Below are 17698 nucleotides of genomic sequence, written 5' to 3' on the forward strand. Positions count from 1 at the left end.
ACAGACCGACGGGTCGGACTAATATTGAAACCGGGACGACGACGCCAACCCGGCCGAACGTTCCCCACGACAGCAAGAGGCAGACAAGAAAGATGAGTTCGATGCACATCGCGCCAGCCGCCGCGCCCCCTCCGCCAGGAGCCGGGCCGATGCTGGCGGTACAGAACATGCAGGTCGTCTATGGCGGCGCCATCGAGGCGGTGCGCGACGTCTCGCTCGAGGTGTCGGCCGGGCGCATCGTTGCGCTGCTGGGTTCCAACGGCGCGGGCAAGTCGACCGTGCTCAAGGCGATCTCGGGCGTGCTCGACGCGGAGGACGGGGAGATCGAGAAGGGCGTCGTGCGCTGGCAGGGCGATGCGATCGAGCGCGAGTCGGCCCATGCGATCGTCGGCCGCGGCCTGGTGCAGGTGCCCGAGGGGCGGCGCCTGTTCGCGACGCTCACGGTCGACGAGAACCTCGTCGTCGGCGCGCACCTGCAGGACAGGCGCAGCCTGGCCGAAACCCGCGACTACGTCTACACGCTGTTCCCGCGGCTCGCGAACCGGCGCGACCATATCGCCGGCTATCTCTCGGGCGGCGAGCAGCAGATGGTCGCGGTCGGCCGCGCGCTGATGAGCCGCCCCAAGCTGCTGGCGCTCGACGAGCCTTCGCTCGGACTGGCGCCGCTGGTCGTGTCGGAGATCTTCGACGCCATCCAGGGCCTGCGCGACAGCAGTGGGCTGACCATCCTGCTGGTCGAGCAGAACGCCACGCGCGCGCTCGCCATCGCCGACTACGCCTACATCATGGAAAACGGCCGCATCGTGCTCGACGGCACATCCGAGATGCTGCGCCGCAATGCCGACGTGCGCGAGTTCTACCTGGGCCAGGGCGCGGGCAGCGCCGAGCGCACCCACATGAAGGACGTGAAGCACTACAAGCGTCGCAAGAGGTGGCTGTCGTGAACACCTTGCAGACGACGAGCCCGGTGACGGGCGCCGCCGATGCGGCCACGCCGATCCTCGAGGTGCGCGGCATCTCGAAGAACTTCGGCGGTGTAAAGGCCGTGAGCGACGTGAGCCTGAAGGTCATGCCCGGCCAGATCGTGAGCCTGATCGGCCCCAACGGCGCCGGCAAGACCACCACCTTCAATCTGGTCAGCGGCGTGCTGCCGCCATCGTCGGGACAGATCCTGTTGCGCGGCAAGGACACGGCGCCGCTCAAGTCGTCCGACTACGCCGGCGCCGGCATCGGCCGCACCTTCCAGAACCTCGCGCTGTTCCGCCACGGGACGGTGATCGAGAACCTGCTGATCGGCCGCCACATCCACTTCCGCTACAGCGTGCTGGAGTCGCTGATGTTCTGGGGGCGGCCGCGCCGCGAAGAGGTCGCCGCGCGCCAGAAGGTCGAGCAGATCATCGAGTTCCTCGAGATCGAGGAACTGCGCGACAAGCCCGTGTCGGAGCTCGCCTATGGCCAGCAGAAGCGCGTCGAGCTCGGCCGTGCGCTGGCCTGCGAGCCCACGCTGCTGCTGCTCGACGAGATCGTGGCCGGCATGAACCGCGAAGAGAAGGAAGACATCGCGCGCTTCACGCTGGACATTCGCGACGAATTCGGCGTGTCGGTGCTGATGATCGAACACGACATGCAGGTGGTGATGGACCTGTCCGACCGCATTTACGTGCTGGACTTCGGCTGCCTGATCGCCGAAGGCACGCCGGCCGAGGTCGCCGCCAATCCGCGCGTGCTGGCGGCCTATCTGGGAGAGGAGGCCGCTCATGGCTGACATCGACAAGCTGGTGCGCGGCGAAGGCGTGATGCCGCAACTGCTGCGCGACCGCGCGCGGCAGCACGGTGACCGCATCGCCCTGCGCGAGAAGGTCCAGGGTGTCTGGAAGGGCACCACCTGGGCGCAGTACTACGCCGACGCCCGCGACGCGGCGCTCGGCCTGATGAGCCTGGGCCTGGTTCGCGGCGACCGCATCGTGATCGCCAGCGAGGACGTGCCCCAGTGGTTCCACGCCGACCTGGGTGCACAGATGCTGGGCATCCAGGTGGTCGGCATCTACCCGACCAACCCCTGGCTCGAGCTGCAGTACATCGCGCGCCATTGCCAGGCCAAGGTGGCGATCACCGGCGACCAGGAACAGACCGACAAGGTGCTCGACGCGATGGCCAACGGCGACGGCCTGCCCCATCTGAAGGAGGTGTTCTGCGTCGACATGAAGGGCCTGCGCCGCTACCCCGAGGGCCGGCCGCACAGTTTCGAGCACCTGCTGGCGCTGGGCCGCGCGCTGGAGGCCGCCGATCCGCAGGCCGGCGTGCGGCTGGACGCGATGATCGACGACCTGACGCCCGACGACGTCGCGATCCTCGTGTACACGTCCGGCACCACCGGGCCGCCCAAGGGCGCGATGCTGTCGCACCGCAACATGATCTATGGCGCCTGCGCCTATGGCACGGCGCGCGACATGCTCGACAAGCGCTTCGAGTCGGTGTGCTACCTGCCGCTGTGCCACGTGGCCGAGCGCAGCTACTCGACCGTGCTGCACCTGATCACCGGCGGCACCGTCAATTTCGCGGAGTCGATCGACACGGTCGCCACCAACATCCGCGAGGTCGCACCCACCTTCTTCCTGGGCGTGCCGCGCATCTGGGAAAAGCTGCAGCAGCACTTCGAGTTCCGCATGAAGGACAGCGGCCGACTGCAGCGCGCGCTGTACCGGCGCGGCATGCGGCGCGGCCGCGTGCTGTCCGACCGTCGCGCCGAACGGGGCGACGCGGGCAGCACCGCCGACCGGCTGGAGTTCTTCGCCTGGTACTGGCTGCTGTTTCGCAACATGCAGCGCCACATGGGACTGAACCGCACGCACACGCGCATGTGCGGCGGCGCGTCGGTGTCGCCGGAGACGCTGCGCTTCTTCGACATCATCGGCCTGCCGGTGGGGCAGGGCTACGGGCTCACCGAAGCCGGCGGCCTGTCGTTCGTGCAGCGCGCAGGGCGCCCGCATGTGGCGGGCAGCTGCGGCCCCGAGCTGCCGGGCACCGAATGGCGCCTGGGCGACGACAACGAGGTGCTGGTGCGCTCGCCCGGCGTGTTCCGCGGCTACCTGTTCGACGACAAGGGCAGTGCCGACGTGCTGCTGCCCGACGGCTGGCTGGCCAGCGGCGACATCGTCGAGGTGCACGAGCGCGACGGCCTGCGCGAGATCACGGTGGTGGACCGCAAGAAGGCCATCATCATCACCAGCGGCGGCAAGAACATCGCGCCCTCGGAGATCGAGAACGCGCTGAAGGACAGCCCCTACGTGCGCGAGGCGATCGTGGTGGGCGAGGGCAAGAAGTTCCTGGGCGGCCTGATCCAGATCGACTTCGACACCGTCGGGCGCTGGGCCGCCGAACGCAGCCTGCAATACACCACCTACAAGTCGCTCTCCCTGCTGCCCGAGGTGATCGAGCTGGTGCAGGGCGTGGTCGACGCCGTCAACGGCCGCTTCGCGCGGGTCGAGAACGTGCGGCGCTTCGTGATCCTGGAGAAGGAACTCGACCACGACGACGGCGAACTCACGGCGACGCAGAAGGTGCGCCGTGGCCTCATCAACAAGAAGTTCGCACGCGAGCTCGAACAGATCTACGGCAGCCCGGCATGAACTACTTCATCGAACTGGTCGTCTCCGGCCTCGCGATCGGCGCGATCTACGGCCTGGTGGCCATGAGCTTCGCGGTCATCTACAAGTCCACCGGCATCGTCAATTTCGCGCAGGGCGAGATGGGCATGCTGACCGCCTACACCTCGTGGTCGCTCGCGACCCTGCTGGGCACCAACGCCATCTCCACCGTGCTGGTGGCGGTGGTCGTGGGCGCCGTGCTGGGCCTGCTGTGCGAGCGGCTGGTGATGCGGCCGATGCTGGGCGAGCCCGTGCTGTCGGTGGTGCTGGTCACCGTCGGGCTGGCCGTGGTGCTGCGCTCGGTGGTCACCATGGTCTGGGGCGCGGCGCCGCACAAGTTCGCGGTGGAGGGCGCCGACACGCTGGTAAACGTGGGCGGCATCGGCATGCGGAGCAGCCAGATCGCGGTGATCGGCGTGCTGCTGGTGGCCATTGCCGGCTTCTGGGTCTTCCTGCGCAAGAGCCGCTTCGGCGTGGCCATGCGCGCGGTGGCCGCCGACGAGAAGACGGCGCGCCTGATGGGCGTGTCGACCGCGCGCGTGCAGGCCGTGGCCTGGGCCGCGGCGTCGGGCCTGGCCGGCCTGGCCGGCGCGTTCTTCGCGGTGATCTACGGGCTCGCGCCCACCATCTACGAGATCGGGCTCAAGGCCTTTCCGGCCACGGTGCTGGGCGGCTTCGACGCGGTGCTGGGCTCGGCCGTGAGCGGCCTGGCCATCGGCGTGCTCGAGAACCTGGTGGGCGGCTACCTGCCGAGCACGCTCAAGGAGATCGCCGGCTTCGTGCTGATCCTGGTGGTGTTGATGGTGCGGCCCTTCGGGCTGTTCGGTGAAAAACGGATCGAGAGGGTCTGAGATGCGAAGCGGTTTCTTCAAGCAACGGTACCGGGACTTCGTCGTCCTCACCGACTCCCCGGCGGTCAAGGGCTGGACGGCACTGCTGCTGGTGCTGCTGGTGGCGGCACCCGCCGTGGTCGGCAACTTCATGCTGTCGCACCTGACGACGATCCTGTTCACGATCGTGGGCGCGCTCGGGCTCATGGTGCTCACCGGCTTCACCGGCCTGATCTCGCTGGGCCATGTGGGGTTCCTGATGCTGGGCGGCTACGCCTACGCCATCGGCGTCACGCGGCTCGGGCTGCCACCCGAGCTGGCGCTGGTGCTGTCGGCGGTGGCACCGGCGGTATTCGGCCTGATCGTGGGGCTGCCCTCGCTGCGCCTGCACGGGCTGTACCTGGCGATCACCACGCTGGCATTCAGCTACATCGTCAGCGCCGCGATCCTGGCCGGCGGCAAATTCACCGGCGCGGGCAGCGGCATCATGATCGAGCGCCCGGTGATGCTGGGCATGAACCTGTCGAGCGACCGCGCCTTCTACTGGTTCTGCCTGGCCATGGCGGTGCTGGCCGTGCTGCTGGTGCTCAACCTGCGCCGCTCGTACGTCGGCCGCGCGCTGGTCGCCATCCGCGACAACGACATCGCCGCACGCACCATGGGCGTGAGCCTCGTGCGCTACAAGCTGCTGGCCTTCCTGATCAGCGCGGCGCTGACGGGCGTGGCCGGTGCACTGATGGGCATGTACATGAACATCGTCTCGGTCGAGGGCTACCCCTTCCTGCTGAGCATCGAGGCGCTGGCGATCATCGTCGTGGGCGGCATCGGCTCGGTGCTGGGAGCGGTGCTGGGCACCGTCTTCATCCTGACGATGCCCGAGGTGTTCGGCTGGCTGATGGCCGCCATCGGCGGCCAGCTGGCCGACAGCATGGCCACCCGTGCGCACGAGGTGAAGACCATCCTGTACGGCCTGGCCGTGATCGGCTTCCTGCGCTTCGACCCGCGCGGCCTGCGCGGCATGTGGCACGACCTGCGCCACACCTGGGTGCACTGGCCGCTGCGCTACTGAACTGATCTTTCCGACGTCCGACCTAACGATGGCCCCAGGCCACATACAAAAGGAGCTTGCATGAACAGGAGACTCACCACACTCGCCGCTGCCGCACTGCTGGCCGCGGGCGCCTTCGGCCCCGCGGCTGCGCAGCAGCAGGGCGTCACCGACACGGAAATCGTGATCGGCGACATCCTGCCGCTGACCGGCCCGCCGGCCCTGCTGGGCGTGGCGCACAACCTCGGCGTCAAGGTGGCGCTGGCCGAGGCCAACGCCGCCGGCGGCATCAACGGCCGCAAGCTGCGCCTGGTGTCCGAGGACGACGGCTACGTGCCCTCGCGCACCATCCAGGGTGTGCGCAAGTTGATCAACAACGACAAGGTGTTCGCCTTCACATCGATCTCGGGCACGGCGCAGGCACAGGCGGCCATGCCGATCCTCAAGCAGTCGGGCGTGCCCGCGATGGCACCGATCACCACCTATGAAGGCCTGTACAAGCCGACCATCGCGAACGTGTTCGCAGTGGGCTACGACATGGCCGACGCGGTGGACGAACTGGTGTCGCGCATGGCCGACCGCTTCCCCGGCAAGAAGTGGGCGCTGATCTCGCAGGACGACGACTACGGCGAGAACGTGCGCCAGGGCTTCGAACGCGCGGCCAAGGCCAAGAAGCTGCAGGTGGTGTCGACCCAGATCTTCAAGAAGGGCCAGTCGGACTTCTCGTCCGAGATCCTCAAGATCAAGCAGGCCGGTGCCGAAGCGCTGATGGCCGGCGGCGTGCTGGGCGAGAACATCACCATGGCCAAGGAGCTCGAGCGCATCGGCGCCAACATCCCGGTGGGCGTGACCTACGTGTCGCGCGTGCCCGCCAGCGCCAAGATGATGGGCTCGGCGGGCGCCAACGTCTACACGGTCGACTACGTGTACCTGGAGAACTCGCCGCAGGCCAAGCCCTTCATGGACAAGCTGGCCAAGCACCTCTCGCCCGAGGAACTGGGCCGCGTGAACCGCTACACCTTCACCGGCTATGCGTCGACGCGTGCGCTGCTCGACGCCATGGGCCGCTGCGGCAAGGCCCTCACGTGGGACTGCACCAACGCCGAACTGGCCAAGGTCAGCAATCTCGAGACCGGCGTGATGACGCCCATCAGCTTCAGTGCCACCAACCACCTGGCCGCGCCCAGGCTCTCGCTGTTCAAGGCCGACCCGGCCAGCGCGAACTACAACGCGGTCGAGTGAGCCGGCGGCGCGCATCGCCGGGTCGGATGACGCGGACCGGCCTGCCAACGGAGGCGATGTCTCGCGCCAGTGCTGAAGAGGGCGATCAGCCCGCCTTCTCGTCGAGAAAGCCCTGCAGGTAGAGCCGCGAGATGCGCTCGCACAGTTCCTGCGGCTTCATCGGTCCGGTCGGCTTGTACCAGTAGTCGGTCCAGTTGAGCATGCCCAGCAGCAGCATCGCGTAGGGCTTGTAGACCGAGTCGGTCAGGCCCGGATTCAGCTGTTCGAGCATCTCCGCCGTCAGGTCGGTGACCCGTGCTTCCAGCTGCAGCAGCGGCGTCTGCAGGTTCTTCGGCAGGAACTTCACGTCGTTCATGGCGGTCACGTGGCGGCGGCGCGACTGCGTGGATTTCTGCGCATACACCTGCACGAAGGCCGCGAAGCGCGCCTGCACCGGGCCGGCCTGCGCAGCGACTTCCTCGAGCCCGCTGATCACCTTCTGCAGATGCTCTTCCAGCATGGCGAAGAGCAGGTCGTCCTTGGTCGGGAAGTAGTGATAGAGCATCGACTTCGATGCACCGCAGGCCTTGGCGATGTCCTGCATCTTGGCGTTGGGGTAGCCGACTTTGGCAAACAGCGATGCGGCACTGTCCAGGATCGTCTGCGTCTTGGCATCGTAGTCGTCGGCGCGTACGCGTGGCATGTCGTTTCTCTCTTGAACTGGGGTGCGGTGCCGGGCCCGGTCGGCCGGCACTCGCAAGGGCCGGAATGTTACAGCCAGCGCCCCCGGCGCTCTTGATCTGGCGCAAGCCAGGCTCTTTTTATAAGCCGACACGTCGGTCTATAATAGAACCAATGCCGGCACTGCCGGTGCCTTCTCCTCATTCCGCGAAAGCTGCCGATGAACGAATTCGAATTCCAGGAACCCGATCTGCTCGACGAAGACCTGCGCATGGTCCGCACGCAGATCCGTCGCTATGTCGACGAGGTCATCGTGCCGCAGGCCGATGCCTGGGAGCTGGCCGGCGAGATCCCGCGACAGGCGTTCCGCGACTTCGGCGCGCTGGGCTTTCTGGGCATGCGCCATCCGGTCGAGTACGGCGGCGGCGGCATGGGCGCCATGGCGTCGGTCGTGCTGGGCGAGGAGATCTCGCGCAGCACCTTCGGCGGCGTGGCCAGCGCCTTCACGGTGCACAGCGACATGTCGATCGGCCACATCGCGCACCGCGGCACGCATGCGCAGAAGCAGCGCTACCTGCCGGCCGCCTGCGCCGGCGAGAAGATCGGCGCGGTCTGCGTGACCGAAGCCCATGCGGGCTCCGACGTGGCGGGCCTGAAGACCCGCGCCGTGCGCACGCCCGACGGCTGGTTGCTCAACGGCTCGAAGACCTTCATCACGAACGGCGTGCACGGCGACATCTACATCGTGGCCGCGCGGACCGACCCCGAAGCCAAGGGCAGCCGTGGCATCTCGCTGTTCATCGTCGAGAAGGGCAACCCGGGGCTGAAGGTGGCACGCCAGTTCGACAAGCACGGCTGGCGCGCGTCCGACACCGCCGAGCTCTTTCTCGACGATCTGCGCCTGCCGGAGGACGCGCTGCTGGGCGAGGAGGGCAAGGGCTTCTACTACATCATGAGCACCTTCCAGAACGAGCGGCTGGTGGCCGGCGCGATGAGCGTGGGCCAGATGGCCAAGGGCATCGAGATGACGCTCGACTACATGAAGCAGCGCAAGGCGTTCGGCAAGACGCTGTGGGAACAGCCGGTGGTGCGCAACAAGCTGGCCGCGATGGCCGCCAAGACCTTCGCCTGCCGCACCATGGTCTACAGCTGCGCGCAGATGATCGACGAGGGCAAGGACGTGGTGCGCGAGGTCTCGATGGTCAAGGCCTTCGTCTGCGAGGCGCTGCAGGAGGTGCTGCACGGCTGCCTGCAGCTGCACGGCGGCATCGGCTACATCACCGGCACGCCGATCGAGCGCATGGTGCGCGACGCGCGCATCCTCACCATTGGCGGCGGCGCGACCGAGGTGATGCTCGAAGAAGTCGCCAAGCGCATGTGATCGGCGGTCGCATCCGATGGGCCGACCCCTGGTGAACTACCGCGTCGACGCAGGCATCGCCACGCTGACCTTCGACGACCCCGAGCGCATGAACCCGCTGTCGCCCGCGTTGCTGCTGGACGCGTTGGCCGCGCTCCGGCAGGTGCGGGACGACCGCGGCGTGCGCGCGCTGGTGCTGGCCGCCAACGGCCGGGGTTTCTGTTCCGGTGCCGACCTGGGTGCCATGGGCCGCACGCTGTCGCAGCCGCCGGAGCCCGGCGCACCGAGCCTGGGCGAGCAGACCGCACAGTTGATGGCGGACGGCGGCAACGTGTTCGTGCAGGCGCTGCGCACGCTGCCCGTGCCGGTGGTCTGCGCGATGCACGGCGCGGTGGCCGGCGGCGGCGTCGGCGTGGTGCTCGCGGCCGACATCGTGGTGGCGGCGCGTTCCGCCTATTTCTACCTGCCCTTCGCGCCGGCGCTCGGCCTGGTGCCCGACATGGGCTGCACCTGGTTCATGCAGCGCGCGGTGGGCCGCACGCGCTCGCTCGGACTCACGCTGCTGGGCGACAAGCTGAGCGCCGAAGAGGCCGAGCATTGGGGCCTGATCTGGACCTGCGTCGACGACGACGCGCTGGCCGCCGAAGTCGGCCGCATCGCGGCGCGCCTGGCTGCGCTGCCAGCGCATGCGGTGGCGGAAGCGCGTGCGCTGCATGACCACGCGGAGACGGCCACGCTGCCCGCGCAGCTCGACCATGAGCGCGAACGTCAGCGCGAACTGATCGACCGGCCCGAGTTCGCCGAAGGCGTGCGGGCCTTCCTGGAACGCCGCCGGCCGGCCTTCGCCGGCCGCTACCTGAAGGACTGAATTGGCCGGACCACTGCAAGGCGTCACCGTCATCGAACTGGCCGGGATCGGCCCTGGCCCCTTTGCCGGCATGCTGCTGGCCGACATGGGCGCGCGCGTGCTGCGCATCGACCGCATACCGCCGCCCGGCCGGCCCGAGGGGATGGCGGCGCTGATGCAGAACGACGGGATCGTCGACCGCGGGCGCACGTCGATCGCCATCAACACCAAGGACCCGCGCGGCGTGGCGACGGTGCTCGACCTGGTCGCGCAGGCCGATGTCCTGATCGAAGGCTTCCGGCCGGGCGTGACGGAGAAACTCGGGCTCGGCCCCGAGCCGTGCCTGACGCGCAACCCGCGGCTGGTCTATGGCCGCATGACCGGCTGGGGCCAGGACGGCCCGCTGTCGCAGGCGGCCGGCCACGACATCAACTACATCGCCATCTCCGGTGCCCTGCATGCCATGGGGCCGAAGGACCGGCCACCGGCCGTGCCGCTCAACCTGATCGGCGACTACGGTGGTGGCGGCATGCTGCTGGCGCTGGGCGTGGTGTCCGCCTTGTTCGAGGCGCGCCGATCGGGCCAGGGCCAGGTGGTCGATGCGGCCATGAGCGACGGCGCCGCGCTGCTGATGTCGGCGCAGTACGGCCTGATGGCCAAGGGCTTCTGGCGCGACGAGCGCGAGAGCAACTTCCTCGATGGTGCGGCGCCGTTCTATGGCACTTACGAATGCGCCGATGGGCGCTATATCGCGCTCGGCCCGATCGAGCCGCAGTTCTACCGCGAGCTGCTGCAGAAGTGCGGCATCGACGATCCGCTGTTCGCCCGCCAATGGGAGCGCGACGACTGGCCTGAACTCAAGAACCGGCTGGCCGCGCTGATCCGCACGCGCGATCGCGACGACTGGTGTCGGCTGCTCGAAGGCAGCGACGCCTGCTTCGCGCCGGTGCTGTCGATGCGCGAGGCGCCGCGACATCCGCACAACCGCGCGCGTGGCACCTTCCTCGAAAGCGACGGCGTGCTGCAGCCCGCGCCGGCGCCGCGCTTCCACCGCACGCCGAGCGAACTGCCTGCCGCGGCACCGCGGATCGGCCGCGACACGGCGGCGATGCTGGCCGAACTCGGCCGCAGCCCGGCGCAGATCGCCGAGCTGGTCGCTGCGGGCGTGGTGCACCAATCCCCCATCGACGACGACACGGCACGCGTTGCGCCATGATCAGGCGATGACCGAAGCCCTGTTGAACCCGCCGTCCGTCGCCCGCCACCGCGTCCACCTGCGCCGCATCGAATGCGAAGGTTTCGCGCGCGACGACGGCCTGTTCGACATCGAAGGCACGCTGGTCGACACCAAGCCCACCGCGCTGGAGTTGCCCGAGCGGCACGTGCAGCCGAACGCGCCGATCCACCACATGCGCTTGCGCCTCACGGTCGGTCGCGACTTCGTGATCCGCGAGGCGGTCGCGCAGTCGCTCGAGACGCCGTACGACGTGTGCGGGCGCATCGCACCGGCCTATGCCCAGCTGGCCGGCCTGCGCATCGAGGCCGGCTTCACGCAGCGCGTCAAGCGCATGTTCCGCGGCATCGAGGGCTGCACGCACCTGACGGAGCTGCTGCCGGTGATGGCGACGACCGCCTTCCAGATCGTCTGGTCCGACCAGGACAGTTTCGACACGGCCGAGGTCGGCAGCGGCCGGACCCGCAGCTCTCCGCTGGGCGGCTGCCATGCCCTGCGGCTCGACGGCGAGGTCGTGATGCGGCACTTCAAGCACATGCTGGCGCCGGTGCCGCCATCGCCGCCGCCTACGACCCCAGACAAGAACTAGGTGGGTGCGCGCACCGGTTTCGGCATGGCGGAATACCTGAACCGCCAGGATCCGGCCGATGGCGACGTGTTCGAGGGCATCCGTGCCGGCCGCAGCCTCGGACACCGAACGGCATCGGCTCCAGCAATGGCTCGACTCGCCGGAACCCCGGCTCGACGCGCTGAGAGCCGAGCTGTGCCGTCGCATCGGCGACGCATCCATCGCGTTGGGCGCGCCCGGGTTGCTGACGCATCTGCAGCGGACGGCGCTCGATCGGCTAGCCATCGAGCAGCCGGGCTACGCGTGGGCGCCCGAGGTCACTGCGTAGCCTTGGCATCTACTCGGGAAGCTGCGTTCCCGTTGTTCTCCGCCGGTTGATCCAGCAACTGCGCAGCGCGACTCGACAACCCGGCTTCGCTCCTGAAATACCCCACGACCGTCGCCACGCTGCGATGCCCCGTCATGGCCATCGTTTCGGCGAGCGGCACGTTCTGGCGTCCGGCTTCGGTCACGAAGCCCGAGCGCAGCGAATGCGCGGCAAACGACCCCTCGATGCCGGCGAGCGCGCAGCGCGCCTGCACGATGTCGCGCACCGCGGCCGGACTGAGCGCTTCACCCAGATGCCCACCCTTGCGGATGCGGCGAAAAAGTGCGCCCGAGGCAATGTGGCTTGCCGCGAGCCAGGACTCCATGGCGATCGCCGCGGCACCGACCAATGGCTTCATGTCTTCGGCGCGCTGCACGCCGGCCTGGTTCGTCTTCGAGAACGCCAGCCGATAAAGGTACGCGCCGGCCTCCACCTTGCGCAGGTTCTCCCAGGTCGCCGATGTCACCTCGGAACGCCTGCGCCCGCCCGTGGCCCAGGCGAACAGCAACAGCGCGCGATCGCGCTTTCCCTTGAGCGAGTCGTCGCAGGTCGCGAGGATCGCCTCCAGCGGTGAACGCGTGAGCGCGTCCTGCTTGCGCGGCCCGGCGCCGCGCTTGGCATAGGCGCGACGCGTCTTGGCCAGCAGCTCCCGCACGACCGCCTCGGCGCAGGGGTTGGGCTGGCCGGCGAGCTGGTGGGTCTTCGACAGCACCGAAAGCCGGTGGGACAGGGTGTTCAGGGCTGGCGGCCCGAGCCGGGTCTTGAATCCGTGATCGACGAGCGCCTGGTCGAGTTCGGGTGGCAGTTCCGACACGAGCCCGTCCTTGGTGGTCCGTGCGGCGTGATCGACGATGAACTGCATGACCACCGGCACCGCGACCGGCAGCGCCAGCGCCTGCCCGTAGCGGATGAAGAACCAGCCGGCCCAGTACTTCAACGCCGAACGGTACGACATCAGCGTGTTTTCTGAATCGCCCTCGTGCAGCAGGGCGCGCACGGCATCCTCGGCGACGCTCGAGAGCTTTTGCGGATCGAGCAGGGGCTGCGGCGGACGCGAAACGGGGCGGGCGAGGGCGGGCAGCTGCATATTCATAATTTATACATGTGAAATGTATGATGTCGAATGCAATTATTATTTTGCGTTCGATAATCTTCCATTATCGGGACCAAATATCGGACGAAACAAGGACATCTCCCATGAAAAGTTCGCGAGGCATTCAGGAGCACCAGGTCTGGGCCGCGGCCGATGCGTTGATCGCTGCGGGTGAGCGCCCGACGATCGAGCGGGTGCGGCAAAAACTGGGCAGCGGGTCGCCGAACACGGTCAGTCCGATGCTGGATTCCTGGTTCAAAACGCTGCCGGGTCGGCTCGGCGTGACGCCGCCGACGGACGAGGAGGCGGGCTACCGCATGCCGGCCGATGTCGTGGCCAGTGCGAAGGCGCTCTGGGACACGGCGCGGAAGGAAGCCTCCGAACTGGCCAGGGAGGCGGTCGCGGCGCAGCGGCGGCAGCTCGACGAGCGCAGTGATGCATTGACCGTTGCGGAGGACGAACACCGGAAGAAGCAAGCGGCTTTCGCGGACCTGCAGGCGTCGCTCGAAGCCGCGCTCTCGAAGGCCAACGAAACCATCGGCGGGCTGGAACGGCAGCTCGAAGGGGCGCGTCAGCGGCAGGCAGCGCTGGAAAGCCAGGTCGATCAGGCCAGATCCGCCTTGGCTGCAGCGCAGGCAGACCAGCAACGGCTGCGCGACGACCACGCGGTCGGGATGGCTGCGCGCGACCAGGCCGACAGGCAGCGCGAGGAGCGTCACGACGCCCAGCAGAAGCGCTCGCTGCTCGAAGTCGATCGGGCGCGCGAAGAAGCGAGGAAGGCGACGGCTGCCAGCGCCAAGGAAGCCGCTCAAGCGGCCGAGAGCCAACGCAAGCTGGCTGAGAGCAGGGATGAAGCAGTCGCAGCCTTGCGGGCGGCGGAGCAGGAGGTGCTCGTCCAGGCGCGCCGGCTGATCGAACTCGAAGCGGCTGCGGCCGGCGCGGACGCCGAACTCGGGCTCCGAAAAGACCGCATCACCGAGCTCGAGCGGCGTCTCGCCGAAGAGCTCCTGGTGCAGGAGACGTCACGAACGAAGGGCGTGCGCAACGCCGTCGCGGGATCGGTGGCAGTCCGACGAGTGAACTCCCGGCGGCGCTGATCCCCCGTGCCGCGGGTCATGCCGATGGAGTCGACGCGAAGTGATTCTGAATATTTTCGTATTGCCCCGACGCTTCAATTCCGGCGCCCGGAAGAAGACCTGACTCCATAATCTTTCGTCCCTTCTTCGCGGATGGCCGATTGCGTCTGCGTTCCCATGACTCGTTTTTCACCGGAACCTCTGCTATGTCCATGATTTTTTATGAGCGCGCGATCGCGCTGAATCGCGAGCGGCATCAGGCGCTGAAGATTCAATTGAAGGCAAACCATTTCTCCTTCGCGAGAAAAACCAATTCCGTGCTCATCGCCGGCAGCGAGTTCGCGGGAGCGGCGCGCGACTACCCCATCGTTTTCGTGGGTGGAGAAAACGGCCCGTTCACGCTGGCGGCACTGGTCGGCCTGAACGACAAGGAAAACGTGCTGGTCGGCGCGGACGGACGCTGGGAGCCCAATGCCTACATTCCGGCTTTCATCCGCCGCTACCCCTTCGTGCTGGCCGGCGCCGATGGGGCCGAGACGCTGACGGTCTGCGTCGACGAGGCCTATGACGGATTGGGCAACGAGCGGGGCGAGGCGCTCTTCCATGCCGATGGCACCGAGACGGCCTACCTGAAGAGCGTCATCGAATTCCTCGTGCTGTTCCACGGCGAAATGAAGCGCACCAGCGCCTTCGCCACCAAGGTCTTCGAGATGGGCCTGCTCACTTCCAAGGTCGTCACCTTCGAGCGCGAAGGCATCAAGAAGTCGCTGGAAGGCGCCTGGGTGGTCGACGAGGCCAAGCTGAACGCGCTGAGCGACGACAAGCTGCTGGAGCTGGTCAAGACCGGCTACCTGGGCTGGATCTATGCCCACCTCATGTCGCTGAACAACCTGAAGCGCCTGGCCCGACGTCTCGATGCCCGTCGACAGCCACCCGCGCTGCCCGCCGAGGCGATCGCCGAAGTCGCCACCGGCGCCATCCACTGAGTCGCCACCGGTTCCAGCCGAGCCGGTTTTCGATCCGTGGGCTCAGGGCGCCGACGCGCCGGCGGCACACGCGTGGTAGATGGTCAGGAAGGCGCGGCCGTGGCGGTCGGTGCCGCCCGAAACATGGCCGGCGATGTCATGGCTCGCCTTGTCCATCAGCGCCTCCAGTTCGCTCGATGGGATATCGAGATGCGTGGCGAAAGCCCGCAGCTGCGGAGCGATGTCGCGCAGCGTGAGTCCGCTCTCGTACAGATTCACGTCGAATGACAGGCGCTGTGCGTCGCCGTCGGTCACGTCGACGAAGCGAAGGCTTTCGGCGGACGTGCGTCGTGCTGCCTCCGTGACCAGCGTCTGGGCCATCGCGAGGAGTGCGGGCCGCGCGTCGCCGTAAGCCGCCGCCATCTTGCCGCGCACGTCCGCCAGCGACAGCGACGACGGCTGCCGATAGGTGGACACGGCTCGCCGGCTGTTGTCCAACGGGTCCCATTTGTAGCCCAGGTACAGCGGCATCGCGTTCTCCTGCTCCCGCGGTCGGCCCGGCCCGGGCGGCGCGAACTCCAGGTAGAGCTTGTAGGTGCTCCTGTCGGCGGCACCCTCGAACCCGACGTGAACGAAGCTGGCGCGTGGCAGGTGCGTGCGCAGGGCGGCCCGGAATTCCGGCGGCGCGTCCATGCGCGCGGCGAGGAAGTCGGCATCCTCGGCCGCGAGACCGGACGTCCTCAGGCCCACCAGGAACCTGTCTTGCCACAACTGGCCCGCGAGCAGCTTGAACGAACGCTCGACGCCGTCGAGCGGCAGGTTTCTGATCCATCCGTAGAGGCGATGCGCCAACGCGGAAGTGAAGGGGCGCTCATGCCACTGCAGGCGGGCGTCGTTGATGGCGCCGAAGCGCTCGCCGCCCTCGCACCAGAGCGTGCCAAAGCGGGTCTCGTGCGCAGCCACGATCTCGGCCAGCTGCCGGGCCGTGGCGCGCAGTGCCTGCGGATCGAGCGCGATCGACGTGCCGCGCACCCCGTCGCCGAAATGCAGCGACGCCCCCCGCTCGGACAGTTGGGCGCCCCAGCGGTCGGGATGAAACAGGGGAGGGAGTTGCAAACATGCTCCTGACGGCAAAAAAAGATTGACCACGCATGGCCGATTGAATTTCCGCGTGGCGCGCCGGATTTTGTCAATCCCCTGGAAATGGGATATTTACATCTGTAAATAAATAATTCTCAACCCGGGGATTTCATAAAAAATTGTAAGTATTCAGAGGTGTCCGATGTCGGACATCTTCTCCGGTTTTTAGAACGATGCCGACCCAGGCAGGGCTCGGAGGCACGTGTCTTCATGAAGGAATACAGAGTGCAATCACCTTCCCTTGTTGCGGCAGCGCTGCTGTGCTCGATCCTTGCGGCCAGCATGCCGGCGTCCGCCGAAACGCTGGCCGACATCTACAGCCTGGCCAAGCAGCGCGACCCGCGCTACCTTGCCATGCGCTCGGAGTACGAGGCGTCCGGCTTTGCAGTCAAGGAGGCGCGCGCGGCGCTGCTGCCGCAGGTGGCGTTCAACTACAACCGTACCAAGACCGACCAGAACATCGTGCGCAGCGAGAACCAGGTGTTCGCCGCGGGCACGAGTTCATACCCGACCAACGACCGAACGCTGTCGATCTCCCAGCCGATCTTCCGGCTGTCGTCGTGGCGCAACTGGCAGCAGTCGCAGGCTTCCGAGAAGCAGGCTGCCGCCGCTTACGCCGCCGCCGAGCAGGACTTGATCGTCAGGACCGCCACGGCCTACATGGCCGTGCTTGCGGCGGAGGACGCGCTCAACCTGGCGCGCGGCGAGGGCGAATCGATCAAGCGACAGCTCGAACTGGCCGAAGCCAAGTTCAAGAGCGGACAGGCGGTCCGGGTCAACCTGTACGACGCGGTGGCGCGCAACGCCCTCAAGCAGTCCGACGTGATCGCTGCCGAGAACGACCTGGCCGACAAGAAGCAGGCACTGCGTGAAGTCATCGGCACGCCGGTGAATTCGCTGGTGCCGATTGCCGCCAAGGCGCCGCTGATCTTCCCGCAACCGCTGGACGCCGAGCAGTGGGTGCAGTCGTCGCTCGACAAGAACCTGCTGCTCGAGGCGCGCCTGCAGGCCGTGGAGGTGGCGCGGCAGGAAATCGACAAGAGCCGCGCGGCGTACTACCCGACCCTCGATCTCGTGATCTCGCGCAACCAGCGCGAAACGGGCGGGAGCCTCTTCGGCGGCGGCAGCAGCGTGAACACGAACGACGTGATGTTCCGGGCGAACATTCCGCTGTACGACGGCGGTGCCACCGACGCGGGAATCGACAAGGCCGGCGCTCGCCACCAGGGCGCGCTGCAGGACCTCGAGCGCGACCGTCGCCAGGTGGAGCGACAGGCGCGCGCGGCCTATGCCGGCGTGGTCAGCGGCATCAGCCGGGCCGCCGCACTCGAGCAGTCCGTGCAGGCGCTCGACAGCGCCCGCAACCTGAAGGAAGAAGGCTACAAGGCCGGCATCTCCACGATGCTGGGCGTGCTGGACGCCGAGCGCGACCTCTATGCCGTGCGCCGCGACGCAGCCCAGTCGCGCTACGACTACCAGCTCAACATGCTGCGCCTGAAGCAGGCTGCCGGCACCTTGAGCGAAGACGATCTGATCGCTGTCGGCCGACCGACGCCCTAGGTTCCGGTCCCGCTTCGGCCCTGGCCCCTGCACGCAGAACGCAAAGAATCACTGGAACCGT

General features: G+C 67.6%; 17 protein-coding genes. 14 read left to right on the top strand and 3 right to left on the bottom strand.

Annotated features, from left to right (window positions below):
- Positions 1-149 precede the first annotated feature (149 nt).
- The 6 genes from AC07PZ_RS29355 to AC07PZ_RS29380 are packed head-to-tail and all read left to right on the top strand — an operon-like array spanning position 150 to position 6767.
- Complete coding sequence (locus tag AC07PZ_RS29355; protein WP_495298710.1) at positions 150-944, top strand: ABC transporter ATP-binding protein; 795 nt, start codon at positions 150-152, stop codon at positions 942-944.
- The gene (locus AC07PZ_RS29360; protein ID WP_495298711.1) at positions 941-1765 is read left to right on the top strand and encodes an ABC transporter ATP-binding protein; all 825 of its coding nucleotides are present in this window, start codon (positions 941-943) and stop codon (positions 1763-1765) included. Before AC07PZ_RS29355 ends, AC07PZ_RS29360 begins: the two co-directional genes overlap by 4 nt.
- Positions 1758-3629, top strand: a complete 1872-nt coding sequence (locus AC07PZ_RS29365) for an AMP-dependent synthetase/ligase (protein WP_495298712.1) — start codon at positions 1758-1760, stop codon at positions 3627-3629. Before AC07PZ_RS29360 ends, AC07PZ_RS29365 begins: the two co-directional genes overlap by 8 nt.
- Positions 3626-4498 carry a branched-chain amino acid ABC transporter permease gene (locus tag AC07PZ_RS29370; protein ID WP_495298713.1) on the top strand — a complete coding sequence of 291 codons (873 nt, stop codon included), beginning with the start codon at positions 3626-3628 and terminating at the stop codon, positions 4496-4498. Before AC07PZ_RS29365 ends, AC07PZ_RS29370 begins: the two co-directional genes overlap by 4 nt.
- 1 nt (position 4499) lies before the next feature.
- Positions 4500-5546 carry a branched-chain amino acid ABC transporter permease gene (locus tag AC07PZ_RS29375; RefSeq protein ID WP_495298714.1) on the top strand — a complete coding sequence of 349 codons (1047 nt, stop codon included), beginning with the start codon at positions 4500-4502 and terminating at the stop codon, positions 5544-5546.
- A gap of 60 nt (positions 5547-5606) precedes the next feature.
- Complete coding sequence (locus tag AC07PZ_RS29380) at positions 5607-6767, top strand: ABC transporter substrate-binding protein (protein WP_495298715.1); 1161 nt, start codon at positions 5607-5609, stop codon at positions 6765-6767.
- Between the two features lie 85 nt (positions 6768-6852).
- Here AC07PZ_RS29380 and AC07PZ_RS29385 read toward each other — a convergent pair whose 3' ends face one another.
- Positions 6853-7449, bottom strand: a complete 597-nt coding sequence (locus AC07PZ_RS29385; protein WP_495298716.1) for a TetR/AcrR family transcriptional regulator — start codon at positions 7447-7449, stop codon at positions 6853-6855.
- A gap of 198 nt (positions 7450-7647) precedes the next feature.
- Here AC07PZ_RS29385 and AC07PZ_RS29390 point away from each other — a divergent pair, with 198 nt between their 5' ends.
- Genes AC07PZ_RS29390 through AC07PZ_RS29410 form a run of 5 tightly spaced genes read left to right on the top strand, consistent with a single transcriptional unit; the run spans position 7648 to position 11764 of the window.
- Positions 7648-8808, top strand: coding sequence for an acyl-CoA dehydrogenase family protein (locus tag AC07PZ_RS29390; RefSeq protein WP_495298717.1), 1161 nt, complete (start codon positions 7648-7650; stop codon positions 8806-8808).
- A 16-nt stretch (positions 8809-8824) separates the two neighbouring features.
- Entirely contained in the window at positions 8825-9655 is an 831-nt protein-coding gene (locus AC07PZ_RS29395; protein WP_495298718.1) for an enoyl-CoA hydratase-related protein, read from the top strand.
- Between the two features lies 1 nt (position 9656).
- Positions 9657-10850, top strand: coding sequence for a CaiB/BaiF CoA transferase family protein (locus AC07PZ_RS29400; RefSeq protein WP_495298719.1), 1194 nt, complete (start codon positions 9657-9659; stop codon positions 10848-10850).
- 7 nt (positions 10851-10857) lie between these two features.
- Entirely contained in the window at positions 10858-11457 is a 600-nt protein-coding gene (locus tag AC07PZ_RS29405; protein WP_495298720.1) for a DUF2889 domain-containing protein, read from the top strand.
- A gap of 58 nt (positions 11458-11515) precedes the next feature.
- Entirely contained in the window at positions 11516-11764 is a 249-nt protein-coding gene (locus tag AC07PZ_RS29410) for a DUF6285 domain-containing protein (protein WP_495298721.1), read from the top strand.
- Here AC07PZ_RS29410 and AC07PZ_RS29415 read toward each other — a convergent pair.
- The gene (locus tag AC07PZ_RS29415) at positions 11754-12890 is read right to left on the bottom strand and encodes a site-specific integrase (RefSeq protein WP_495298722.1); all 1137 of its coding nucleotides are present in this window, start codon (positions 12888-12890) and stop codon (positions 11754-11756) included. The two genes, AC07PZ_RS29410 and AC07PZ_RS29415, sit on opposite strands and share 11 nt — an antisense overlap.
- Positions 12891-13000: 110 nt before the next feature.
- Between AC07PZ_RS29415 and AC07PZ_RS29420 the strand changes: the two genes are divergently transcribed.
- Positions 13001-13993, top strand: a complete 993-nt coding sequence (locus tag AC07PZ_RS29420) for a DNA-binding protein (protein ID WP_495298723.1) — start codon at positions 13001-13003, stop codon at positions 13991-13993.
- 185 nt (positions 13994-14178) lie between these two features.
- Complete coding sequence (locus tag AC07PZ_RS29425; RefSeq protein ID WP_495298724.1) at positions 14179-14958, top strand: SapC family protein; 780 nt, start codon at positions 14179-14181, stop codon at positions 14956-14958.
- 42 nt (positions 14959-15000) lie between these two features.
- On the opposite strand, the gene AC07PZ_RS29430 is transcribed toward AC07PZ_RS29425, so the two are convergent.
- Entirely contained in the window at positions 15001-16053 is a 1053-nt protein-coding gene (locus AC07PZ_RS29430; RefSeq protein WP_495298725.1) for a hypothetical protein, read from the bottom strand.
- A 249-nt stretch (positions 16054-16302) separates the two neighbouring features.
- Here AC07PZ_RS29430 and AC07PZ_RS29435 point away from each other — a divergent pair, with 249 nt between their 5' ends.
- Positions 16303-17637 (top strand): TolC family outer membrane protein, encoded by a 1335-nt coding sequence (locus AC07PZ_RS29435; protein ID WP_495298726.1) that lies wholly within the window; start codon positions 16303-16305, stop codon positions 17635-17637.
- Positions 17638-17698 lie beyond the last annotated feature (61 nt).

Source organism: Variovorax sp. GW821-FHT10B04 (assembly GCF_059415645.1).